General features: G+C 48.4%; 20 protein-coding genes and 1 pseudogene. 2 read left to right on the plus strand and 19 right to left on the minus strand.

The genetic code is table 11. From position 1 onward, the window contains the following. Positions 1-55: 55 nt before the first annotated feature. Genes KBW69_RS02990 through KBW69_RS03005 form a run of 4 tightly spaced genes read right to left on the minus strand, consistent with a single transcriptional unit; the run spans position 56 to position 2,872 of the window. Positions 56-583, minus strand: coding sequence for a pilus assembly protein PilP (locus tag KBW69_RS02990; RefSeq protein WP_257275715.1), 528 nt, complete (start codon positions 581-583; stop codon positions 56-58). Then, the gene (locus tag KBW69_RS02995) at positions 583-1,197 is read right to left on the minus strand and encodes a type 4a pilus biogenesis protein PilO (protein ID WP_257279856.1); all 615 of its coding nucleotides are present in this window, start codon (positions 1,195-1,197) and stop codon (positions 583-585) included. Before KBW69_RS02995 ends, KBW69_RS02990 begins: the two co-directional genes overlap by 1 nt. After that, positions 1,194-1,760, minus strand: coding sequence for a PilN domain-containing protein (locus tag KBW69_RS03000; protein WP_257279857.1), 567 nt, complete (start codon positions 1,758-1,760; stop codon positions 1,194-1,196). Before KBW69_RS03000 ends, KBW69_RS02995 begins: the two co-directional genes overlap by 4 nt. After that, positions 1,760-2,872: a pilus assembly protein PilM gene (locus tag KBW69_RS03005; RefSeq protein ID WP_257279858.1), complete on the minus strand. Its 1,113-nt coding sequence runs from the start codon at positions 2,870-2,872 to the stop codon at positions 1,760-1,762. The genes KBW69_RS03000 and KBW69_RS03005 overlap by 1 nt, the downstream gene beginning before the upstream one ends. Positions 2,873-3,503: 631 nt before the next feature. Between KBW69_RS03005 and KBW69_RS03010 the strand changes: the two genes are divergently transcribed. Continuing rightward, the gene (locus KBW69_RS03010) at positions 3,504-5,984 is read left to right on the plus strand and encodes a penicillin-binding protein 1A (protein ID WP_257279859.1); all 2,481 of its coding nucleotides are present in this window, start codon (positions 3,504-3,506) and stop codon (positions 5,982-5,984) included. A gap of 122 nt (positions 5,985-6,106) precedes the next feature. On the opposite strand, the gene KBW69_RS03015 is transcribed toward KBW69_RS03010, so the two are convergent. The 3 genes from KBW69_RS03015 to rpmE all read right to left on the minus strand — a co-directional run bounded on the left by KBW69_RS03015 (position 6,107) and on the right by rpmE (position 8,764). After that, on the minus strand, positions 6,107-7,357 hold the full coding sequence (locus tag KBW69_RS03015; protein ID WP_257279860.1) for a malic enzyme-like NAD(P)-binding protein: 1,251 nt from the start codon (positions 7,355-7,357) through the stop codon (positions 6,107-6,109). 244 nt (positions 7,358-7,601) lie between these two features. Continuing rightward, positions 7,602-8,420, minus strand: coding sequence for a thermonuclease family protein (locus KBW69_RS03020; RefSeq protein ID WP_257279861.1), 819 nt, complete (start codon positions 8,418-8,420; stop codon positions 7,602-7,604). Positions 8,421-8,548: 128 nt separating this feature from the next. Continuing rightward, a complete protein-coding gene (rpmE, locus tag KBW69_RS03025) occupies positions 8,549-8,764 on the minus strand; it encodes a 50S ribosomal protein L31 (protein WP_257279891.1) in 216 nt (71 codons plus the stop codon). A gap of 320 nt (positions 8,765-9,084) precedes the next feature. On the opposite strand from rpmE, the gene KBW69_RS03030 reads away from it, so the two are divergent. After that, on the plus strand, positions 9,085-11,304 hold the full coding sequence (locus KBW69_RS03030) for a primosomal protein N' (protein ID WP_257279862.1): 2,220 nt from the start codon (positions 9,085-9,087) through the stop codon (positions 11,302-11,304). Here KBW69_RS03030 and KBW69_RS03035 read toward each other — a convergent pair. From KBW69_RS03035 to KBW69_RS03090, 12 genes and pseudogenes are all read right to left on the minus strand, one after another. After that, positions 11,301-12,095 (minus strand): DUF2059 domain-containing protein, encoded by a 795-nt coding sequence (locus KBW69_RS03035; protein ID WP_257279863.1) that lies wholly within the window; start codon positions 12,093-12,095, stop codon positions 11,301-11,303. The two genes, KBW69_RS03030 and KBW69_RS03035, sit on opposite strands and share 4 nt — an antisense overlap. 70 nt (positions 12,096-12,165) lie before the next feature. After that, on the minus strand, positions 12,166-12,876 hold the full coding sequence (locus KBW69_RS03040; RefSeq protein ID WP_257279864.1) for a 16S rRNA (uracil(1498)-N(3))-methyltransferase: 711 nt from the start codon (positions 12,874-12,876) through the stop codon (positions 12,166-12,168). Between the two features lie 149 nt (positions 12,877-13,025). Continuing rightward, positions 13,026-15,491 (minus strand): hypothetical protein, encoded by a 2,466-nt coding sequence (locus KBW69_RS03045; RefSeq protein ID WP_257279865.1) that lies wholly within the window; start codon positions 15,489-15,491, stop codon positions 13,026-13,028. A gap of 410 nt (positions 15,492-15,901) precedes the next feature. Further along, a pseudogene (locus KBW69_RS03050) lies at positions 15,902-16,222 on the minus strand (twin-arginine translocase subunit TatC); the annotation flags it as partial. 91 nt (positions 16,223-16,313) lie between these two features. Beyond that, a complete protein-coding gene (gene tatB, locus KBW69_RS03055) occupies positions 16,314-16,697 on the minus strand; it encodes a Sec-independent protein translocase protein TatB (protein WP_257279866.1) in 384 nt (127 codons plus the stop codon). Between the two features lie 146 nt (positions 16,698-16,843). After that, on the minus strand, positions 16,844-17,062 hold the full coding sequence (gene tatA, locus KBW69_RS03060; protein WP_257279867.1) for a twin-arginine translocase TatA/TatE family subunit: 219 nt from the start codon (positions 17,060-17,062) through the stop codon (positions 16,844-16,846). A gap of 137 nt (positions 17,063-17,199) precedes the next feature. Next, positions 17,200-17,529: a phosphoribosyl-ATP diphosphatase gene (locus tag KBW69_RS03065; protein ID WP_257279868.1), complete on the minus strand. Its 330-nt coding sequence runs from the start codon at positions 17,527-17,529 to the stop codon at positions 17,200-17,202. Further along, the gene (gene hisI / locus KBW69_RS03070) at positions 17,522-17,935 is read right to left on the minus strand and encodes a phosphoribosyl-AMP cyclohydrolase (protein WP_306671209.1); all 414 of its coding nucleotides are present in this window, start codon (positions 17,933-17,935) and stop codon (positions 17,522-17,524) included. The genes KBW69_RS03065 and hisI overlap by 8 nt, the downstream gene beginning before the upstream one ends. A 17-nt stretch (positions 17,936-17,952) precedes the next feature. Then, positions 17,953-19,554, minus strand: coding sequence for a ubiquinone biosynthesis regulatory protein kinase UbiB (gene ubiB / locus KBW69_RS03075; RefSeq protein ID WP_257279869.1), 1,602 nt, complete (start codon positions 19,552-19,554; stop codon positions 17,953-17,955). Positions 19,555-19,650: 96 nt separating this feature from the next. Continuing rightward, a complete protein-coding gene (locus tag KBW69_RS03080; protein WP_257279870.1) occupies positions 19,651-20,238 on the minus strand; it encodes an SCP2 domain-containing protein in 588 nt (195 codons plus the stop codon). Between the two features lie 5 nt (positions 20,239-20,243). Further along, positions 20,244-21,005, minus strand: a complete 762-nt coding sequence (ubiE, locus tag KBW69_RS03085) for a bifunctional demethylmenaquinone methyltransferase/2-methoxy-6-polyprenyl-1,4-benzoquinol methylase UbiE (RefSeq protein ID WP_257279871.1) — start codon at positions 21,003-21,005, stop codon at positions 20,244-20,246. Positions 21,006-21,186: 181 nt separating this feature from the next. Beyond that, positions 21,187-22,311: a beta-ketoacyl-ACP synthase III gene (locus KBW69_RS03090; protein WP_257279872.1), complete on the minus strand. Its 1,125-nt coding sequence runs from the start codon at positions 22,309-22,311 to the stop codon at positions 21,187-21,189. Between the last annotated feature and the right edge of the window lie 274 nt (positions 22,312-22,585).

The raw sequence follows: 22,585 nt of genomic DNA on the forward strand, positions 1-22,585 counted from the left end.
CGGGAAATCCATTTCGAAACTGATCGGACTATCCTTGCAAATACATGTCTAACGATCAGGGTTGACCAAGATCCAGCCTCAGGCTTCTGGGTCTTTCAATCCAGACGTCAGAGCCCGCAGGCACAATCTCGACAATTCTCAGTTCACTGTCATCAATGTAAGTGATTCGACCGTGGTTTTTACCCAGATAATCACCCACCCTGACCCGGTGAATACCATCGTCACCACGAATCAGCCCCCAAAGGCCAGCGTCGTTACTGATAGAGCCCACCAGGGCAAAGGTTTCGATATCGAACTGTTCCAGATATTGTCTGGTCCGACTATTGTCCGGTTTGACATTACTGCTGAGCGCCAGGTCAGAGGCCTTCAACTTAATTGGCGGCTCAAAGGGACTTCTTAAACCAGAAGCACTATAAGTAAATGCTTCGTAGGGAGTAAAAGTGGGCAGCGGATCAATTCTTCCGGTAGGCTTGGACTTCATCTCGGCCATGAACTGGTCAAGATCATTGAAGCCACTGTTACCGGAACAACCCACCAACGCAACACCGACAGAAGCAATCATAAGTCTTTGTAAATACTTCATTACTCAGACTCCTTGTCGTTGTAGCGATAAGTTCTGGCCAGAATCTCCATTTTAAGAATCTGCCCATTTTTTTCCGGTGTGATAGAAAAGTCATGAAGCGTCACAATTCGTGACAAACTAGCCACACCACTGACAAAATTGCCAATATCGTGATAGTTACCACTCACCGAAATACTGATAGGAAGCTCAATATAAAACTCCGTAGCTTTTTCCGGCTGCAACTTGATGGTATCAAAGGTCAGACCCGCACCACGTCCGGTAAAAGTAATATCTTCCAGTAAACCGGGCACCTCGGTATCACTCGGTAACTGTTTTACCAGCGCACCAAATGAAGCCTCCATCTCTCTCATCTGGGCCCGGTAAGCATCCAGATTCGCAGCCTGAAAAGCCTTAACCCTGAATTGATCCTTCAGCTCTTTCTCTTTTGCAATAACAGTGTCGTAAGTTTTCTGGAGATCACTCAAGTGCAATTGATAACCCAGAAAAAATACCAGTCCCAAAGTCAACACACAGGCAACAATCCTGACCGGCAATGGCCAGGCACCTACATTTTCAAAATCCAGTTCAGCCAGATCCAGTTCATTCAGTTTTTTAAGAGAGTCTGCGAAGCTCATGATTCGTCACCCCCTTCTTTCCCGGGTGATGTTCGAATCACGGTCAGATCAAATTCATTCATCCGGTCTCCGCCGAGTGTCACTTTTCGTACGGCGGTCAGATTAGGGTCAGCAAACCATTCGGAGGCATCAAAATTACGCATCAGGCTGGAAATACGATTATTCGACTCGGCGACGCCCACCAGCTTCAGAGTATCTCCCTGAAACTGAAGGCTCTTGAAGTGAACCCCATCAGGAATCAATCGAGCCAGCTGATCAAATACCTGAACAATGATGGGTCGGTTACCCTGCAGATTCTGTATGACCTCCATTCGCTCCAGAAGCTGGACTCGCTTCTCTCTGAGGCCTTTGATCTCAGCAATACTCTTGTCGAGTTCAACAATTTTATTCTGAAGGAACTGATTCCTGCTTTGCTGATGGCCGATGGCATTAGCGGTATAGAGATCAGCCATGAAGATCATGGCACCACCTGCCAGAATAGTCATCATCCAGGCTACCACAAAGCGTTTTTTGCGCTCTTCACGAAGTTGCTCACGCCAGGGGAGAAGGTTAATCCTTGCCATCAGTCAAAACTCCTCATGGCTAACCCACAGGCGATCATCAAAGCCGGAGCACTGCCAGTTAATTTACTGACATCCACTTTTGAAGATAGCGCCATTTTGGCAAACGGATTGGCCAATAACGCCTGCGTTCCAAGCTTGTCCTGAATCAGAGCAGCAAGACCCGGAATAGAAGATGTTCCACCGGCCATCAGAATGGCATCAACATCATTGTATTGACTGGAGGAATAGAAAAACTGCAGGGACCGGGAAACCTGTTGCACAACTGCCTCTTTGAAAGGCTCCAGCACTTCAGGTTCAAAATCGTCCGGAAGCCCCCCTTCACGTTTGGATTTCTCTGCTTCTTCAGGGCTGAGACCATAGCGTCGCTGAATCTCATCAGTGAGCTGTCGACCGCCAAACAATTGTTCTCTGGTGTAAATAGTCTGCCCATTGCTCAAGACACTGATGGAAGTACTGCTGGCACCAATGTCAACAATGGCAACCACCGGATCTTCCTCCGGCAGCTCCAGCATATCACTGACCAGCTCGAAGACTCTTTCCATGGCGAATGCCTCGACATCCACCACTTTGGCTTTCAGACCACCAAGCCCAAGAGCTTCTTCACGCATTTCGACATTATCACGACGGCAGGCGGCAAGGAGCACCTCAGCCCGCTCAGGATTATTTTCCTTCAAACCAAGGACTTCAAAATCAATAGCCACTTCGTCTAATGCGTACGGAATGTACTGATCGGCTTCTACGGTAATTTGTGTTTCCATCTCGTCATCACTCAGGGAAGAATCCATCTCGATGGTCTTGGTGATGACAGCCGAACCGGAAACAGCCACTGCGGCGTTTCTCACACTGCTGCGACTGCGAGAAACAGCGCGCCTGATAGCCTCCCCAACAGCCTCTGGCTCCTGAATAACATTTTCTATCACAGTTCCAGGCGGCAAAGGCTCTTCACCGTAGGCTTCGATTCGGTATCCCTTGCTGCCACGACCCAGTTCGAGAACCTTCACTGAGGTTGAACTGATGTCCACTCCAAGGACAGCACTTGTTTTATTATTAAACAGCCCAAACACAGATGCGATTCCTGCTTTTTCACCATGGAGCGCCGGTTCGATCAACATCAACACCTCGGCGCTTGTCGCTCATGGCGGCTTTAGTTATAAAAATTCCCTATTTTTTTATTTAATAACAGTCCGTTCAATTGCGCAACGAAAGCAACCTTTCGAATTCACTTTATTTTGAGCAGATCACGCTAAGCGCCTTCCCGCGGCTACTTTTCGCTCAACACACCCAAAAACAGAGCCTGACGGTTTAACCACTTCGCCATGATCGTTTCGATAAATGTTTATCAGCAATGACAGAAATACATCGTCCAGCCGGCACAGCCCTGAGCTCAAAACCCCTTCACCCCATCCGGGTTAGAGAATCATTCTCACAGTAACGCAACGCAAAACCGAACATTACATTAACTAACGATCCATATCCTAGCAGCCTGTCGGACTTAAGGCTGTCCTACTGCTGTTGCAATAAATTGGTCTAAAAATTCCTGCTTCTTCGTCAAATAGCTCGCTATTCTCCTCAGAAGCAGAAATTTTTATCCTCAATTTCTTGCAATCCTCGCTACGGACGCTTAAGTCCGACAGGCTGCTAGGGAAATTGAACATTTCCCTTTATAATGCCCCTCCTGTAACTGCCAGGAAACTGTCTATTCCCGGTCAGCCTCCTCAAGCCAGAACTGGACATCAGCCAAGCATGAATCGATCGGTAAAAATTTTAAAATTTCTACTCTGGAGTGGCCTGGCAGCCGTCAGTGGCATTACCCTGATAGCAGCCAGTGCCTATCTCTATCTGAGCCCTTCGCTACCCTCAGTTGATACCCTGCGAGATACTCACCTGCAGACGCCTCTGCGCGTCTTTTCAAAGGACGAAAAACTGATCGCAGAGTTTGGCGAAATGCGCCGAACACCAATCCACTTCGCAGATGCCCCCAAACCCTTGATAAAAGCGTTCATGGCTGCCGAAGATGATCGCTTCTACCACCACCATGGCGTCGATATTATGGGTCTGATGCGGGCTGCACTTCAGCTTGCTTCAACCGGTCGCATCCAGTCAGGGGGCAGTACGATCACCATGCAAGTGGCGAAAAACTTCTTCCTGAGTCACGAACGGGTATTCTCCAGAAAGTTCAACGAGATTCTGCTGGCTCTACAGATTGAACAGGGACTGACCAAAGACGAAATCTTTGAGCTCTATCTCAATAAAATTTATCTGGGTAACCGCGCCTACGGAGTCGAGGCTGCGGCACAGGTTTATTACGGCAAATCCATCGATGAACTCAATCTGGCTCAATGGGCCATGATCGCGGGACTGCCCAAGGCCCCTTCCCGTTATAACCCAATCAATGACCCCGAACGTTCACAGGTTCGCAGAAACTGGATTCTTGGCAGAATGTATGATTTGGGTTACATCAGCCATGCGGATTATGAAGAGGCTGTTCAGGCTCCGGTGACAGCGAGTTACCACGGCCCCAAAATTGAACTGCAGGCCCCTTACATTGCCGAGATGGTTCGTCAGGAAATGATTGAGAGGTTTGGCCCGGAAACCTACACGGAAGGCTTCAAGGTTTACACTACCGTTGACAGTGTCTTACAAACATCCGCTAACGAAGCCGTTGCCAATGGTCTTTTCGCTTATACAGAAAGGCATGGATATCGGGGACCCGTTAGCAACCTGAATGAGGACGAAGAAGGTAAGTCCTTCATTCAACAGCAAAAAGATGCAGCGACTATCTGGAAACAGACTCTGAAAGAGACCCATTCTACCGCTGTCCTGATTCCTGCTGTGGTCACCGCGGTAGAAGATCAATCGGTGACAATCCTGATGAAAGAGGACAAAACCGATCACATTGACTGGGACAACCTCAAATGGGCAAAGCCTTTTATCAATGTTAATGCTTATGGCTACAACCCCAGACAGGCGTCAGACATCCTGAAGCCCGGTGACCTGATTTGGGTGAGAAAGATGCCTGACGGTCGCTTTCGTTTAACCCAGGAACCCCAGGCGCAATCTTCGCTGATTTCCATGAGTCCGGAAAATGGAGCTATTCTTGCCCTGGTAGGCGGCTTCAATTTCTACGACAGCATGTATAATCGTGCCACACAGGCTATCCGACAAGCGGGTTCGGCTTTCAAACCTTTCATCTACATGGCTGCTCTGAACAAGGGGCTGACCGCCGCTACCATCATCAACGATGCTCCTGTTGTTTTCACTGACCAGGGACTTGAAGGCATCTGGCGCCCGAATAATGACAATATGAAGTTCAACGGCCCAACGCGACTCAGGGTAGGCCTCTATCGCTCAAGGAACCTGATCTCGATTCGCATCCTCAGGCAAATTGGTGTCAGGCGCACCGTAAACTTCCTGACTAAGCTTGGATTGCCTGAGGACACTCTAACCCGAAACCTCTCTCTGGCTCTGGGTAACGTTTCCATGACACCGCTGGAATTGACCACAGGTTACGCTACGATTGCCAACGGCGGATACAAAGTGATGCCCTACTTGATTCAGAGAGTCGATGTTCTGGATGACACCGTATTCGAGGCCAATCCGGTGACTGTCTGTCGGGACTGCGGGAAGGAACCGACTGCTGAAGAAGGATTAGTCTCAGAACAGGTGACTGAAACCTCAACCGCACCTCTGCCGGAGGACAAACCTCTGGCTTCTGTTGAAGCTGTCAATGAAGCTGAGTCCGTTATGGACAGACGGGTCAATTATATCCTCAACGACATCATGCGCGATGTTATCTGGAAAGGCACCGGTAAAAGAGCAAGAGTCCTTGAACGTCACGATATTGGTGGTAAGACAGGTACCACAAATGACAGTAAGGACGCCTGGTTTGTCGGATTTAACCCTGATGTGCTTACCAGTGTCTGGGTCGGCATGGATAACTTCTCCTCCCTGGGTCGCTGGGAGTTTGGAGCCAATGCCGCTCTTCCCATCTGGATCAGTTACATGAAAACCGCTCTGGCAGATCAACCGATAAGACGCCTGCCTCAGCCAGCAGGCATAGAAACGGTTCGAATTGATCCAAGAACAGGACAGCTGGCAAAGCAAGGCGATCCTGAAGCCATTTTCGAAGTGTTCAGGAAAGAAAATACACCCAAGAGGCTGAGCGAGGGAAGGAGTCCCTCCCCGGAAGATAGCGGCTCACTCAAACCGGAAGATTTGTTCTAAGATTCCGTCGCGCCCGGAGGTTCTGACTTTTTTGCCAGTTCTGATCGGGCCAGGCTTCAGGAACCCAAAAAAGCCCGCACCTGAAAACCAGGCCGGGCTTTTTTAACAACTGAATCTCAGGCTTATATATCGTCCAGAGACTGCAGAGGATAATGGGCAGGATAAGGCTGACGGGCTACCCCAGAATCTACAGCAGCCTTTGCCACTGCGGCAGCAACAGAACCCAGCAGACGAGGATCAGTCGGTTTGGGAATGATGTATTCCGGGCCAAAGCTCAGCTCGGCTCCCTCATAGGCATCAATGACCTCCTGAACGACTGCTTCCTTAGCCAGTTCACGAATAGCGTGAACAGCAGCCACCTTCATCTCTTCATTGATACGACTGGCACGAACATCCAGAGCACCACGGAAGATGAACGGAAAGCCAAGTACGTTATTCACCTGATTTGGATAGTCAGACCGACCTGTTGCCATGATGACATCAGAGCGTACTTTTTTGGCCAGCTCCGGACGAATTTCAGGATCAGGGTTGGCACAGGCAAATACAATAGGATTCTCAGCCATCCTTGCCAGCTGATCCGAAGACAGCAGGTCAGGGCCAGACAACCCCAGGAAAGCATCAGCCCCATTAATAGCGTCGTCCAGGTTACGGCAATCTGTCTCAACCGCAAACAAGGCCTTGTACTGGTTAAGGTCATCACGCTCTGTGTGAATAACGCCTTTGCTGTCCAGCATAAAAATATTGGCCGGATTCATGCCACAGCTGATCAGCAACTTGACGCAAGAGATGGCTGCGGAACCGGCACCGAGACAAACCAGACGAGCTTCTTCGATCTTCTTGCCGGCAATCTCAAGAGCGTTCAACATACCTGCGGCAGTGACAATGGCCGTACCATGCTGATCATCGTGGAATACAGGAATATCACACTCTTCAATCAGACGACGTTCGATTTCAAAGCACTCTGGCGCCTTGATATCTTCAAGGTTAATACCACCAAAGCTGCCGGCAACCCGCTTAACTGTGTCAATAAAATCCTGAGGGCTTTCGCAGTCCACTTCCAGATCAATGGAATCGACTCCGGCGAAGCGTTTGAACAGCAGAGCCTTACCTTCCATAACAGGCTTACTGGCAAGTGCGCCAAGGTTACCCAGGCCAAGAATCGCTGTACCATTACTGATCACCGCGACCAGGTTACCTTTCATGGTGTATTTGTAGGCATTTTCAGGGTCAGCAGCGATTTCACGCACTGGCTCTGCGACACCCGGACTGTAGGCCAGAGACAGATCTTTGGCAGTCTCGGCTGGCTTGGTCAGTTCAATCGAGATCTTTCCGGGTTTTGGCTGGGCATGGTAATCCAGAGCGGCTTGCTTCATATCCTTGTACTTTAATCCTGATGAAAATATGAGATCGTAAGAGTGGAGAATATAGGATCACCGTTTATCGAACAAGGATTCAGTCGGCCGGAAAAGTATATCTACAGACCGGGCATCCGGATTAATGCCGAAAACGAGATGCCTATAGCATAAGCAAAACATTTTGTGCCAACCTTTACTACGCGAATGCAATCAAATGTCTTCCATACAAAAAGACAGACCACCCACCGGGCTTACAAGGGCATTATTCTAACCTTTGAATACCATCGCGGCTGTAAATACCTACCATCCAACGCTTATAACGACCTTCTCCCTTATTTTTCTCCTTGCGATCAACCAGCCAACCTCTGAACTCAATACGCTGACCTATCAGACCTTTCAGCCACGCTGCATCTAAAGAGGATTTGGGCACACGAATAACCACCGGGCCATCCATTTCCACCCAAAGAAAATCACTCTTTTTGGGATTAGCAACCTCAACGACCTTGCCCCTGAGTATTGCAAAACCCGGCTTCAACCTGTCGGCCCTGATATCCAGAGCAGGACTTTTTGACCAAACACCTATTTTCTCTCTTCTGGCTTCTGCTTCCTGCCGCTTCAGACATTGTCGATAAGCATCAGGCTCTTCAGAAAACAGTTGGTAAGCCAGACCTTTCTCGATAAGCAGCGACTCGATGGATCGACCGTCCATTAGAAAGGGATGGGCCAGCACCCGACCATGATGATCTTTTCCAACAGCCTGAATCCTGATTTTCTGCGTGCCTGATAACAGCTGTTTCAGGGTCAGAGAGGCTAAATCACCGAAGGGGTCTGCCGACTTATTTTCATGGGCTATTTCAGGCGTGTTGATAGAGGGGAAACGAATTTTACGGCCATCCTTCAGCGTTAGTGAATCGCCGTCAGCGATGTAGTCCCACTTTACAGTCTCTGAAGGGCCTTTCAGGGTACAGGACGTAGTAGCGTATAGAGGAGAGATCGAGAAAAATATCCAGACATAAAAAAAGGCGCCCACAAAAGTGTGAATCGCCTTTTTTGCACAGCCAGGAAGGTCAAAAGAAATCATTATGCTACCTTTCGAATCATTCTTCGAACAAGCATAGCGGTATTTTCAACCCATGCTGTCTATAGTTCATGACCGCTTCTGACTCATGGCTGTTTGAGAGCCACCTAAAATGCAAGCATCAGAAATCCTTACTTGCGAGCACCAACCTTGCCGAAACGCTTGGTGAAGCGCTCGATACGACCGCCAGTGTCCATCACTTTCTGAGTGCCGGTGTAGAATGGATGGCACTTGGAGCAAACTTCAATGTGCAGGTCTTTGCACAGAGTAGAGCGAGTCTTAATCTTGTTACCACAGGAGCAGGTAACTTCGATTTCTTCGTAATTCGGATGGATTTCCGGCTTCATGGGATCTACCTCAAAACAATGCGTGCCGCCACCCGGTCTCTGGCTAATAGCAACCCGGCCAAGGCACCGCACGCGAAATGGTCACATACAGGCATACCCGAGCAGTGACTCGAAAGTACTGCTCGGAGACTGCCAGTCAGTGACCCTGGAAAATTGAGGCGGAATCATACCAAAGTATCCCCGTCAATCAAATACCGGTATTTCACTGGCTGTTCATTTCAACCGAACCGCAACTCAGGTTAAACTGGTGAGGACTTCTGTCGGAAGACTTCTGACAGCATTAATCATTGAAACGCCATTAGCCACTGAACAGCAGCCTCATGACCTCATGTGACGATAATTATCTCAGCGTCGCCGTACCCACCCCATTGAGGCAGATGTTCGACTATCTTCCGCCAGATAATAAGGCGAACCTTCAACCGGGTATGAGAGTTCAGGTTCCTTTTGGACCCCGAAAGCTGGTTGGCATAATCGAAGCCATTAAACAGGAATCTGACCACCCCAGGGAAAAGCTCAGAAAAGTCTCTGCCGTTCCTGACCGGGTCCCTTTGATTCCTGAAGACATCATGCAACTTTGCCGCTGGGCATCCAGTTACTATCACTACAGCCTTGGAGAAACCTTGCTTCAGGCATTACCCAAGGCTCTTCGACAGGGAAAGCCTGTAACCCGGGAAACAATAGCACTCTGGAGCCTTGCTGCTCCGCTTGATGAAGCCATCACCCAATCCCTGAAAAGAGCTCACAAACAGCTCAAGGCCCTGCAATGGCTGGAAAAATACCCTGAAGGTCTATCAGAGACTGAGCTCCGGGAAGTCGGTTTTAGCAAAACTATTCTCACCCAATTGCAAAAGAAACAACGGGTAGTTGTTCGAGAAGTTGAGCGGGTTGACCGATATTTCACTGAACATACAAACCCATTAAAACAAGAGCCCCTGACACTGAACTCTGAACAAGCTTTTGCTCTTAAAGGCATTCTGGCATCCCCCTCTTTTCACCCTGTTTTACTGGATGGCGTCACCGGAAGCGGTAAGACAGAAGTCTACCTCCAGGCCATCGAAGCGACGCTCAAAGCCGGTAAACAGGTTCTTGTTCTGGTTCCTGAAATTGGTCTGACGCCTCAAACCGTCAGACGATTTCGCAGCCGTTTTTCTGTCCCTGTGGTCTGTCTTCATTCTGGATTGAGTGATGGCGAACGTCTTCAGGGCTGGCTTGCTGCCAGTCGCTCCATAGCCGGGGTATTGATTGCTACCCGCTCAGGCATTTTTACGCCTTTACCCAAGCTGGGATTAATTATTGTTGATGAAGAGCATGACAACTCATACAAACAGCAGGATACCCTCAGATACAATGCCCGGGATATGGCTATATACCGGGCAAAAATAGCAGACTGCCCCGTCGTCCTGGGATCTGCCACGCCCTCTCTGGAAACCCTTATAAACGCCAGAAAAGGTCGTTACAGTCACATGGAGATCAGCAGTCGGGCCGGGCATTCCCGTCCACCGACTCTGGAACTACTCGATATCCGTCAGCAGTTACTCCATGAAGGGTTTGCCCAGAGCCTTATAACAAGAATGCAGACTACCCTTGATAAGGGCGAACAGGTCATGGTCTTTTTAAACCGCAGAGGCTACGCCCCCTCCCTGATCTGTCACGATTGCGGTGAAGTGACCGATTGTCCGCACTGCGATGCCCACCTGACACTGCATCGCCTGCCACCTCATATGCATTGCCACCACTGTGATTATCAAACTGCTATCCCCTGGTCATGTCCAAAATGCCACAGCAAAAACCTCCAGCCTGTGGGTCAGGGTACCGAACGGTGTGAACAAATTTTGGAGCAAATGTTCCCGAATACCCCTCTGATCAGAGTGGACAGAGATTCGACTCGTCGAAAAAATGCGCTTTCAGAGATTCTGGATACGATCCACACCGGCAAACCCTGCATACTATTGGGTACTCAAATGCTGGCCAAAGGCCATCATTTCCCCGATGTCACGCTGGTAGCGATAGTCAATGCCGATTCCGGTCTGTTCAGTTCTGATTTCAGAGGACTGGAAAAAACCGGACAGTTGATCCTTCAGGTTGCTGGCAGGGCTGGTAGAGAAAAAAAACCGGGACATGTCATCATTCAAACTCATAACCCTCAGCATCCTGCTTTGCAGATGCTGGTCAGCCAACCGTATAGTCGCTTTGCAGACAGTTTGATGAGTGAACGAAAACAGCTCAAACTGCCGCCTGAAGGCTATCTGGCTTTGTTCAGAACGGAGTCGTCTATGGCGGGAGCGGGTGAGAATCTACTAAAAAGTCTCAGGAATGTTTTACTAAACCACCACCAGGAAAGCCCTGCCAGGATATTGGGCCCCATCCCGGCTCCTATGGAAAAAAGGCAGGGGCGCTATCGTTACCAGCTGTTTTTGCAGGGAGACCAACGTGTTTCTGTGCATCGCCTACTGGATATTGCCGTCAAACATTTGGATTCCATGAAACTGCCAAAAAACCTGCGCTGGACATTGGACGTTGACCCCCAGGAGATGAGCTAAAGAATTCGGGCTATAGCCTGAATCTGACCACGCTGGAAATTCTGCATGGCGGTGCTTCTGGCAAAATTCAGGTAAGCGCGAATCTCATTGTCAGGCAAGCTTCGATAGGTATAGAGATAAACGTACCTCATATGGTCATTCATCCCTTTACGAATGACCGGTTTTTCCCTGGCTTTAAGCACCTCAGGCGGCCTTAAAGGACGCCCATCATTGATCGGCATCACTTCATGAAGTATGCGCTTGGCTCCCACCGACGCACTGGCAGCTAGTTCCGTACCGAGTTCAACCGCATCCAGCGTTTCCATCAATTCTTCAATCAGACGTATGCGACTGGTTCGAGGTAACTCTCGGGATAATTTGTCTTCAATGTAAGCCTGCATACGAAGTGCATTGCGAGGATCGTTAGCCTCCATTTCCAAACGCAGAATTTTTTGCCCTAGTGATGAGTTATACCAGTCCAGAAGTTTCAGTAATTCACCGACACTCAACGCTTCATCTAGAGTGGCTTCCATGGAAGATTTAAAAAGACCCGGACTGTAGCGAACCTTGACGACCTGATTAACCGTATTCACCACTTCTGGTGGCAGTGTGTATTGCTTCTGGTCAATGGTCATGCTGGACAATACCCAACCAAGCTGTTGTTCCAGCTGAGCGTTATCATAGAGTTCATCCAGCAACACACCTTTGTCAGCGGCTATAAGTTTTCCGTTCAAGAGAAACAGAAGAATGAACGCCAGAGTTTTTGAAAAATGGCTCAATGTGGGCAACGTAAAGTTGCATTGTGTATCCATACACTCACCCTGCGAACAGGAAGGCTGTGCTTACAACATACCTAAACCGCAAGAGCGTGTAAAATGGGATTCAGTCATACAATTTACTGGTCAGCGCGGTGACAGCGGTTTCAACCCGAAGAATTCTTGAGCCCAGATGAACCCGATCAAACCCTGCCTCCTCCAGCTTTTCCACTTCATAGGGGATAAACCCACCTTCAGGCCCAATCGCCAGAACCACCTCATCGTCTACCTGATGAGGGCAAGGGACTCCGCCGACAGGATGGGCTACAAAACAACGTTTGCCTTCCATAATGGCTGGCAAGCGATCCTCAACAAAAGGCTTGAAGCGTTTCTCAAGAATAATTTCTGGCAACAGCGTATCCCTTGCCTGCTCCAGCCCGAGAATAAGCTGCTCACGCACTTTTTCTTCTGACAACCAGGGCGACTGCCAAAAGCTTTTCTCAACCCGGTAGCTGTTCATAAGGATGATTTTTTTAACTCCAATAGACGACAAATGCTGCAAAATCCTTTTCAGCATTTTCGGACGGGGTAACGCCAGCAGAATGGTCATAGGTAGAGGCTCAGGAGGCTTTTTGTTCAGACATACATCCAACTCCATTGCCTGATCCGTCAGAGAAACAATGACGCCTTCACCCATTTCTCCATTCAGCAGCCCTACTCTGATCCTGTCACCGGCTTGAGAGCGATGAACGTTCAGGACGTGCTGAAGGGGTCTGCCTATCAGCCTGACGCGGCTTTCAGAAATAAAATCGGTAGGAGTCAATAACAGCAAGTTCATATCGGGACGCATCAACAGTCAGAAAACAAAACATGCATTTTCCAGATAAAGCCTCCTTAACGAAAGGCTAATTTTATCGAAGACCTGATACAGTGGGGAGAACTTGGCTCCTGTAATCGATGAGCCTGAGCATCAACCGTAGAAAATAATCAGGAGTGTTTGTTCTTTTGCTTTTTTCCCCTGCGAGATCTACGGAATCCATCAGGTATTGCAGCTTGATTAATCATGTCAGCTAATTTTTTCCTGAATTTTAAGTTTTTATGACTTGTATCAAATCCTATGCAATACCTATCCTTCATACAGTCAACAAAACAATCTATCAAGCTAGAAGCATAAGCTCTGCATAGAGCATCTTGTGTGAAGTCTGTTTTGATTATCTCTTTTGGTAAATCAAACAAAAACAACTCAACATCACCAGACTCCGATATCTGATAGTTAATTGAGTCAGGTTCCAGATATATCTTATTTTTTACCAATGCAGCCACTTCTCGAATAGCATGCTGGAGTACGCCAAAAAATACCTCTTCATCAGGAATTTCTTTAACCTGTAACTCCTTTCCAGTAATCTGATCTTTAACAACCATGTCATCTATAAACGAATCGAGATTATATGCGCTTTTATCATCAGCAATGTGTCCATCAAGATCGTCAAATAAAGGCATAACGATTGCGGGAACAGTCACACCGTCTATCTCGACAAGAACGTTTTTATGATAAGAGAGCGTGTTAAAACCTAGCTGCCTGAGTTGTTCTGTTGACTGTGTTTCCTTTAACGCGGTATCCCAGCGCTCCACTTGATAACTTTCCGCCGGCACTGCAATGGCAAAACCTTTACCTTTTATATTAATTTTAAAAACTTTTTTTGTACCGCCTTGAGATACAAGGTCACACAAAAAATCTTGCTGATCATCTGATGTTTTTTCTCCTTGAGAATCATCAGATGTCTTTAGCATTGTTATTTTTAATTCATCCCCCACATACATTCGATTCAGATTATATTTTTTTTCAGGATCACGAGCGTTATTTAAGGCTAGAGCCTCATCTAAAGACACCTCGAAATCTCTTAATTCGTCAATATCAACCGACGCAACATCGGAAACTTGTAAAACCTCCCGCGAACCAGAGGGTTCCTTATTAGCGTCTTTCAGGTTTTGATAATTTTCTTTCAATCCACCCAACAGATGTCTGGTGTATTTTTCGGGCGCACGCTCGATCACCTCTTTGACCATGTCTTCATAAGAAACACAGCGTTCTACCCTTGTCTCAAGGGCTTTCAGCGCTTTAACTTCTGGCAGCTCTTCCGGTCTGACCTCGGCATAAGGAACGACGACGTATTTTATTCCAGGCGGATCAGACTCTTCCTCCTCAACCCTTTCTTCTACATCAGCCTTCGCATGACATGCTTCCGAAATTCCCTGGATCACATTGTCAATATCAACCAGCAGCTCTTTCTGCAGACGGACTACCATCTCCATGTCTTCAGACACATGACTCCAGGGTAAGTCTAAGGAGGTGTCTTCAGCCCAGTTTTCACGATCTTCCAGATACTGCCTTATGGATGGATCCAACCGCGCCTCATCGCCGGTTTCCACACAGATTTCTTTGAAGGCAGTCAGCAGGTTTTTCGCGTATTTTGAAGGTGCTTCCTGTTTGATCACAGCAAAGGCGTCATTGATATCGCTGGCCTTCATCAAACTCAGGGCCAGTGCACTGATTTGATCTTTTCTGAGGCCGGATCGACTGTCTATCTGCTCCTCTTCATTCTTATGAATCAGTTCCAGGAGAGGGAAAATTTTCTCTTTGAACGCACTCAATTCATCGGCATAAGCCAGCAGCGGAACCTTTACCTTAAGAGCTTTCAGGCGATATCCAGCCTGCTCCACAAGTTTTTTCATTTTCAGAAGGTAGCCATATTGTTCGCAATGCTCAAAGTGGTTATCGAAACATGAAACCATTGCGGGTATATCTTCAGCCATCTGAAGCGAATGCAAAAAACTGCGTTCTTTCGCTGTGTATTCTTTAAAACCTTCAGCCAGCCATTCAGTGGATTGACCCAGTTCGGATTTGAATCGCTGAAACAGATTTTCCTTTAACTCTTCAAACGATTCATTTCGAATTGTGGATTCCAGCCATAAACGGCCCTGTTCTGACAACCCCAAATTGGCCCCGGTGTCCCGCCCGATCTTTAGGAAGCTCATACAGAGCCTCTTCTGATAGGGCTCTGGCACCACATCATTCAACAACACCAGCATCTCATTTAGGGAGGGGCAATCATCAATTCTGTGAAGAAGGCTGATCTGTATTTTCTTGTATAGCTCCGGTTCTTTCTCGCCTTCAATAGCGACGATATCATCCATAACTTCTTTAATCCGGAGTTTGAAATCGCCCTTGAATGCATCTATTTCAGCAAACGAATAGCCTTTTAGTACTGCTGATAGCCTTTGGGGTCCCATAGGTGTTATGGAACGTTGGTTCAGAGATGACGCAGGCGGTTTAAAGGAATCCTGGCTTTTTTTAAGACGGGTAGGAATCAGGACAGCACCGACACTTCGGCAGAAAGCTCTGGCTTTACCAAAAACCAGAGAGGTTGCCTTTCTAATACTGATGGCAGCCATCCTGAGGTGATACAGGATACTGTCGTCCTGCGAAGTCTTGTTAACATTAGCCATGTGCGTCCTGCAATAATTTCATTCCTCTATTCAACTTAGTCAAAGCTGGGCGAGTCATTTAAGTGACAGGGTTCACTCATAACCTGACAGCAAGAGAAATCTCAACTTTAATCTGGCACTGAACGCCTGATAAATCTGGAGATGAATATACCGGCTCAAACAGCAACCGCACCGGAATAGCCAGAAGAGACTAGCAGCCTGTCGGCCTTAAGCGTCCGTAGCGAGGATTGCAAGAAATTGAGGATAAAAATTTCTGCTTCTGAGGAGAATAGCGAGCTATTTGACGAAGAAGCAGGAATTTTTAGACCAATTTATTGCAACCGCAGTAGGACAGCCTTAAGTCCGACAGGCTGCTAGGAAACAACGTCAGCGGGAGTCAGCAACATGACTATAACAAGACAGCCAGCAATGACATTGGGACGTTTTTTCGAGAGGCTTTCTACCGTTGAAATACCACTCCACACCAACACTACAATCGCTAATGGAACTTCAAAAGCCACGCCGAAGGCAAAGAACAATTTCACTATAAATTGGAGGTATCGATTGATATCCGTCATCACCGTCACCGATTCGAGTCCGACGGTACTTAAGAAAGAGAAGCTAATCGGGAAGACTACATAATAAGCAAAGGCCAGCCCCGGATAAATATCCTTGAAAAATAGAAGAGTCCCTGAAACACTAGCACAGCTACGAAACTGCGAAGCAAACGACACCTTAGCTCAACAAGATACTGAACCAGAGGCTGTTCCTTGAAGACTCCATTTTTGCTCATGCACCCTTGTTTGTTTTCTCTTCAGTTTCTTCTTTTGCTTTGTCTGTAGTGCCATCAGGATTTTTTTCACCAGGATCTTTATCTTTCTCACCAAGATCAAAGGACTTGTTTAATGTCTCTAATGGCTCCTTGATCGACTCAGTCATTTGAGAGCGTGTCTTTTCCAACTCTTTCATAACCTGTTCGTTATGAATTTGCCTTTTGATGCCATCGACATCCAGCTCTCTCTCCAGTTCGTCCTTGGCAGACTGAAAGCTGCGTTTTATCTTGCTGATCCAGTAGGCCGTGGTTCGAATGGCACCGGGCAGCCTCTCAGGCCCCAATACGACCAGAGCGATCACAGCAATAAGAAGCAGCTCTGTGAAACCGATGTCGAACACTTTATCTCCAGAGATATCTCAAAACATTTTCAGCTCACGGCTGTTTTCAGCTCACGGCTGTTTTTTCAGCTCACGACTGCCTGAACGTAAAGCTGTTTACCCTGACTCCCGATACACGGGAGAAGAAAACTGTACTGCAACCTGCCTCAGGATTTACGCTGACTCTCTTCGGGCTCTTTGTTCTGATGATGGCTCCCGGACGGTTGGGACTTCTGCTCTTCATCAGAAGAGATAGCTTTTTTGAATCCCTTGACAGCACTGCCCAGATCACCACCCAGGCCTTTCAGTTTCTTAGTACCAAACAGCATCACCACAATCAGCAGGATGATGAGCAACTGCCAGATACTGATTCCACCAAATCCCATAATCCACCTTCCTTTCAGACTAACCAGGGAAAGTCAGCCCCCAATGCCAACGCTACCCCGGAAGCATTAACCGCTGCACTCTCATGAATGCGGCTGTACGATTGATATATTCTACCGGATATCCCGCTTCCCTTCACTCAAGCGTCTCGAGAGGCCTTTTCTTCGATGCCTGACAAACCAAAGCGTCGCTCCAGCTCTTTGAGAACTTCTTTGTGGCTCAGCCCCAGATGAGACAGCATGACCATAGTATGAAACCAGAGGTCTGCTGTTTCATAAACCACATCATCAAGACTGCCACCCAACTCTGCTGCTTTCGCTGCGATCAGGGTTTCTGCCGACTCTTCACCGACTTTTTTCAGGATCTTGTCCATACCCGCATCATGCAAACTGGCTACATAGGAGCTGTCCGGGCTGGCCCGACGGCGTTCTTCCAGCACAGCTTCCAGCTTCTCCAAGATGCTATCCATTATCGCTGTTTCCACTCTTGTCTTCACCGTAGATGGCACCAGGGCTTTTCAGGACTTCATCCGTAGTTAACCATTGACCGCCTTCGCTCAACCTACGATAAAAGCAGGATTCCCGACCTGTGTGGCAGGCTATTCCGCCAAGCTGCTCTACCACTAGCAGAACAGAGTCGCCATCACAATCCAGCCTTAATTCATGCAGTTTCTGCACATGGCCGGATGACTCACCTTTACGCCAGAGTTTGCCACGGGAACGTGACCAGTATATCGCCTGCTGCTCTTCAGCGGTCAGAGCCAGTGCTTCCCGATTCATCCAGGCCTGCATCAGTACCCTGCCAGTTTGATGATCCTGGGCTGTCGCTGCCACCAGACCATCACTGTTCCAGCGAACGTCATCCAACCAACTCATGCTACTCATCTCCACTCCTATCGAGTCAGGAGCCATACTCCGACTCCTCCCATTAACACTCCCTGCCAGGGGATCTGCGCAGACCATTCAGGGAACACCAGAACAGCAGCAGCTCCTGCAACCAATACCCTACCCAGCCACTTCATTTTGCTGGATTGCTGACCTGCCCGGCTATGCATGTCCATCAGCTTTTGCTGATGCTCTGAAATTTGTTTGACACTGTGCAAAGCATTTCTGGCCATATTAGGCGCACTCAGCAGCCAGTCGGGAGCATTATCACGCACTGAACGGCCGATTTCGCATGGACTGACCTGATCTTTCATCCACTTCTCAAGGAAAGGCTGTGCGGTATTCCACAGATCAAGCTCCGGATATAGTTGCCGTCCCAGCCCTTCGACGTTGAGCAGCGTTTTTTCCAACAGAACCAGCTGGGGCTGAACTTCCATTTCAAACCTTCGTGCCACCTGAAACAATCTGACCAAGAGATGCCCAAAAGAAATATCTTTCAAGGGTCGTTCAAATATAGGCTCACAGACCGTACGAATAGAGGCTTCAAGTTCGCCGACTACGGTATGGGAAGGAACCCAGCCTGAATCCACGTGCAGTTGGGCGACCTTACGATAATCCCGTTTGAAAAAAGCCAGCAGGTTACAGGCCAGATAATACTGATCTTCCGGTTCCAGGGTACCGACGATACCACAGTCAATGCCGATGTATTTGGGCTCAGATGGGTTAGATATATCGACAAAAATATTACCCGGATGCATGTCGGCATGGAAAAACCGGTCGCGGAAAACCTGAGTAAAGAAGATCTCGACGCCTCTTTCCGCCAGTTTTTTCATATCGGTGCCACTGGCCTTCAGGGTTTCCGTATCAGCAACGGGCACACCATAAATTCTCTCCATTACCATAACCGAAGGCTTGCAATAATCCCAGTAAACCTGAGGAATAAACAGCAACGGTGAATCAATAAAATTTCTGCGCAAAAGGGAGCTGTTGGCTGCTTCCCGCAACAGGTCCAGCTCATCAAGAATGGTTTTCTCGTAATCCCTGACCACTTCTATTGGCCTGAGCCTTCTGGCCTCTCTTACAAGAATGACCAACAGACGACTAAAGCCGTACATAAGCCGGATATCCTTGCGGATCACCTTCTCTATGCCGGGCCGTATCACTTTTACTACCACCTCTTCTCCAGTGTGCAGTCGTGCAGTGTGCACCTGGGCTATGGAAGCAGACGCCATGGGTTCATGATCAAAGCGGTTAAACTGTTTTGAAACCGGGGCATTTAGGCTTTTCTTAATGATGGCAACGGCATCTGTCGCAGGAAAAGGCGCCACTTGATCCTGCAATCGGGCCAATTCATCACTGATATCGTCTGGCAAAAGATCGCGGCGGGTGGATAAAATCTGGCCGAACTTGATGAAGATAGGCCCGAGGGATTCAAGCCCTTTTCTCAATCGGATGGCTCTGGGTTCATTATTTTTGATGAAATACCGCCAGGGAAAGAGGCGCATCAGCACTCTGGCGGGAAAAGGCAGACGGTCGATCTCGATCAGATCATCCAGCCTGTAACGGGCAATAGCCCCAACAATTTTTATTAAACGGGTTAACTGCAGCACCCTATTCTCCCGCGATACTTTTGTTTGCTCAACCCGCTTGTTTGCTCAACTTGCTCAGGGCTGTCTTTCACTCATGGCTGCTTACCAGCTTACCCATCAAGATTTGTTCAAACGCCTGCCCAAGTCTTCAACGGCTTCACTGAGAACAGTCACCTCATGACTGAAAGCGCTGATTTCGGGCTCTGAGGGCACCAGCTCCAGCTCATCCTGAAGATAAGTTGCCCCATGATCAGGAAGCCTTTCGCCAAAACCCGCAAACGTCGAGGTGATGAAACGCAGTCCCTCAGCCAGTGAATGTCCTGCTACCGGGCCCAGTCGCTCACATATCAGGCTTTCCCAGTCGAGCTCCATCTTTCGATGAGTGGATTCCAATTTTTCCAAAACATTCTGCTCACCAGAGACGTTTAGCTCCCTGACCCCTTGCCATGAAGAGCCTCGATCAACTGCAAGCGTTATAAAACTGCTCAACGGCCCCTGCAGAGTGGCATCTACAGATCCCTCATGCCAGCCAGCACACCGAACTCCAAAGGCGTCCAGAAAAACATAGCAGTTAAAATCAGGCTGAAGACAAATGAAACGAACAACTCTGCCATCCAGAGACTTCAGGGCCTCGGCTGTGACTGGATCCAGCTTCAACAGCTGATTAATCCGGGTCTCCAGAAGCGCCAAAAATGCCGTCTTCATGATAATCAGGGTTTGATGCCTTTATGCAGGGCAACAATGCCTCCGGTCATGTTGTGGTAGGTGTTATTCACAAAACCGGCTTCTTTCATCATCGCTTTCAGCGTTTCCTGATCCGGGTGCTTGCGAATACTCTCGGCCAGATAACGATAACTCTCTGAGTCGCCCGCCACCAGCTTGCCCATGAACGGCAACAGGGAGAAAGAATAGGCGTCATAGGCTTTGGTCAGCAGAGGGTTGTTGGTCTTTGAGAACTCCAGAACCAGGAGACGCCCGCCTGGCTTCAGGACCCGGCACATAGAACGCAGTGCTTCGTCCTTATCGGTCACATTTCGCAGGCCAAAGGCGATGGTTATGCAGTCGAACGTGTTTTCCGGGAAGGGCAGGCATTCAGCATTGGCCTGAACATACTCAACATTCCCAACAATGCCCTGATCAATCAGGCGATCACGCCCAACTCTGAGCATGGACTCATTGATATCAGCAAGAACCACTCTCCCCGTATCACCCACCAGACGGGAAAACTGTTTTGTGAGGTCGCCGGTACCACCAGCAATATCCAGAACATGATGACCTTTACGGACCGCAGAAAGCTCTACCGTAAAACGCTTCCAGATCCGGTGAACACCCATCGACATCAGGTCATTCATCATGTCATAGCTGTCAGCCACTGAGTGAAAAACACCCGCCACCAGCTTCTCTTTATCGTCAGGATTGACATCTTTGTAACCAAAGTGCGTCTTGTCCTGATCTCTTACCTTCTCAGTCATCCAGATCTCCACCCCAGCACCAGAAAAGAGTTGGAACCCTGTGTTTCGATTTCCGGGCACTGGCAAGTATTCGGGAAAAATTGCAGGCTATTGTAATGGGTAATGACAAATAGGTAAATTTGCCCGCATACCGCACTGTTCCGCAGCGATCTCAACCAGTTGCATTTTCATCACAAGACTTTCAGCGTTTTCTGACGACAACACTGCCAATCGAGTAGCCCGCTCCAAAAGAACAGATAACACCAAAGCTGCCAGTTTCCAGATCTGCTGAGTGTTTATGGAAAGCAATGATTGATCCGGCAGAACTGGTATTGGCGTACTCATCCAGAATAACCGGCGCCTCTTCAGAAGTCGCTTCACGACCCAGTATTTTTCGTGAAATCAGCTGGTTCATGCTCAGGTTCGCCTGATGCAGCCAGAGGCGAGAGAGTTCTTCAGACGCTAGCCTTAGCTCATCCAGATGACTTGAAATGATCTCTGCCACTTTGGGACAGACTTCCTTGAAAACCTTGCGGCCATTCTGCACAAAAAGCTTATCGGGTTGCCCTACGCCAGACTCATCAGCGCGATTCAGGAATCCAAAATTATTACGGATATTGTTGGAAAACTGAGTCCAGGCTCTGGTACCCAGTATTTCAAAACCATTCTCATTCCTGGCAACACTGTCGGCTTCAACAACAACGGCCGTAGAGGCATCTCCGAAAATAAAGTGACTGTCACGATCGCGAAAATTCAAATGACCGGAAGTGATCTCGGGACTGATCACCAGAACCCTATGCGCGTGACCGGAAAGAATGGCATCCGTGGCCGCTTTGATCCCAAACGTTGCAGAAGAACAAGCAACATTCATATCGTAGGCATAGCCAGACGCTCCCAAATAATATTGCACTTCAACAGCGACGGCAGGATAAGCCCTTTGCAAGTTGGAACAAGCAACAATAACCAGATCCACCTCTTCTGGTCTAACTTTGGCCTGGAAAAGCGCATCTCTGGCAGCATGTAATGCCATTTCACACTGAACGGAGATTTCCTCGTTATCCCGCTCGGGTAGCAGGGGTACCATACGGTCAGGATCAAGAACGCCTTCCCGATTCATGACATAACGGCTTTTAATGCCCGACGCTTTTTCTATGAACGCACTACTGCTCATCGGCAGAGGTTCCCTTTCACCAGCAGCGATTGCCTGCTGGTGTTTATCGTTCTCTTTTTGAGCCCAGGTGTTATAGCTCGCGACCAGTTCATCATTACTGATGGAGCTGGCCGGGGTGTAAAGCCCCGTTCCTGTGATAATTGCAGCGACAGCCATGCTTGTTCCGATCACCTTATCTAAGTGTGCTCCGTGATCCTATATCATGCACCATGGTAATAAAACCTTAAAATTTCACCTCACACCATTGTACGACAGCTCACCGGAGGCTGACCGAGTATAGACAGTCATTCGCAGAAAGCACTCCCGGGGTCTTGGATGCTTGCTGCAGGGTGAGAGAGATTTCAGGAACCCAATTGACGGTTGTGTCTCAAATATACGAACCTAAACTGCAGTAGAACAGATACACGGGTCGTGTGTGGATAAAAACGCA

The organism is Endozoicomonas sp. ISHI1 (assembly GCF_024606225.1).
Classification (GTDB): domain Bacteria; phylum Pseudomonadota; class Gammaproteobacteria; order Pseudomonadales; family Endozoicomonadaceae; genus Endozoicomonas_A.

Bases quoted from the DNA above. Each gene is read 5' to 3' on its own strand.
- KBW69_RS03010 (WP_257279859.1), top strand. From the start codon at position 3,504: ATGAATCGATCGGTAAAAATTTTAAAATTTCTACTCTGGAGTGGCCTG.
- KBW69_RS03035 (WP_257279863.1), bottom strand. From the start codon at position 12,095: ATGGATACACAATGCAACTTTACGTTGCCCACATTGAGCCATTTTTCA.
- KBW69_RS03065 (WP_257279868.1), bottom strand. From the start codon at position 17,529: ATGGATAGCATCTTGGAGAAGCTGGAAGCTGTGCTGGAAGAACGCCGT.
- KBW69_RS02990 (WP_257275715.1), bottom strand. From the start codon at position 583: ATGAAGTATTTACAAAGACTTATGATTGCTTCTGTCGGTGTTGCGTTG.
- KBW69_RS02995 (WP_257279856.1), bottom strand. From the start codon at position 1,197: ATGAGCTTCGCAGACTCTCTTAAAAAACTGAATGAACTGGATCTGGCT.
- ubiE (WP_257279871.1), bottom strand. From the start codon at position 21,005: ATGACTGAGAAGGTAAGAGATCAGGACAAGACGCACTTTGGTTACAAA.
- KBW69_RS03005 (WP_257279858.1), bottom strand. From the start codon at position 2,872: ATGTTGATCGAACCGGCGCTCCATGGTGAAAAAGCAGGAATCGCATCT.
- KBW69_RS03030 (WP_257279862.1), top strand. From the start codon at position 9,085: ATGACCTCATGTGACGATAATTATCTCAGCGTCGCCGTACCCACCCCA.
- KBW69_RS03020 (WP_257279861.1), bottom strand. From the start codon at position 8,420: ATGATTTCTTTTGACCTTCCTGGCTGTGCAAAAAAGGCGATTCACACT.
- hisI (WP_306671209.1), bottom strand. From the start codon at position 17,935: ATGAGTTGGTTGGATGACGTTCGCTGGAACAGTGATGGTCTGGTGGCA.
- KBW69_RS03040 (WP_257279864.1), bottom strand. From the start codon at position 12,876: ATGAACTTGCTGTTATTGACTCCTACCGATTTTATTTCTGAAAGCCGC.
- rpmE (WP_257279891.1), bottom strand. From the start codon at position 8,764: ATGAAGCCGGAAATCCATCCGAATTACGAAGAAATCGAAGTTACCTGC.
- KBW69_RS03080 (WP_257279870.1), bottom strand. From the start codon at position 20,238: ATGAAGACGGCATTTTTGGCGCTTCTGGAGACCCGGATTAATCAGCTG.
- KBW69_RS03015 (WP_257279860.1), bottom strand. From the start codon at position 7,357: ATGAAGCAAGCCGCTCTGGATTACCATGCCCAGCCAAAACCCGGAAAG.
- KBW69_RS03090 (WP_257279872.1), bottom strand. From the start codon at position 22,311: ATGGCTGTCGCTGCAATTATCACAGGAACGGGGCTTTACACCCCGGCC.
- KBW69_RS03000 (WP_257279857.1), bottom strand. From the start codon at position 1,760: ATGGCAAGGATTAACCTTCTCCCCTGGCGTGAGCAACTTCGTGAAGAG.
- KBW69_RS03045 (WP_257279865.1), bottom strand. From the start codon at position 15,491: ATGGCTGCCATCAGTATTAGAAAGGCAACCTCTCTGGTTTTTGGTAAA.
- tatA (WP_257279867.1), bottom strand. From the start codon at position 17,062: ATGGGATTTGGTGGAATCAGTATCTGGCAGTTGCTCATCATCCTGCTG.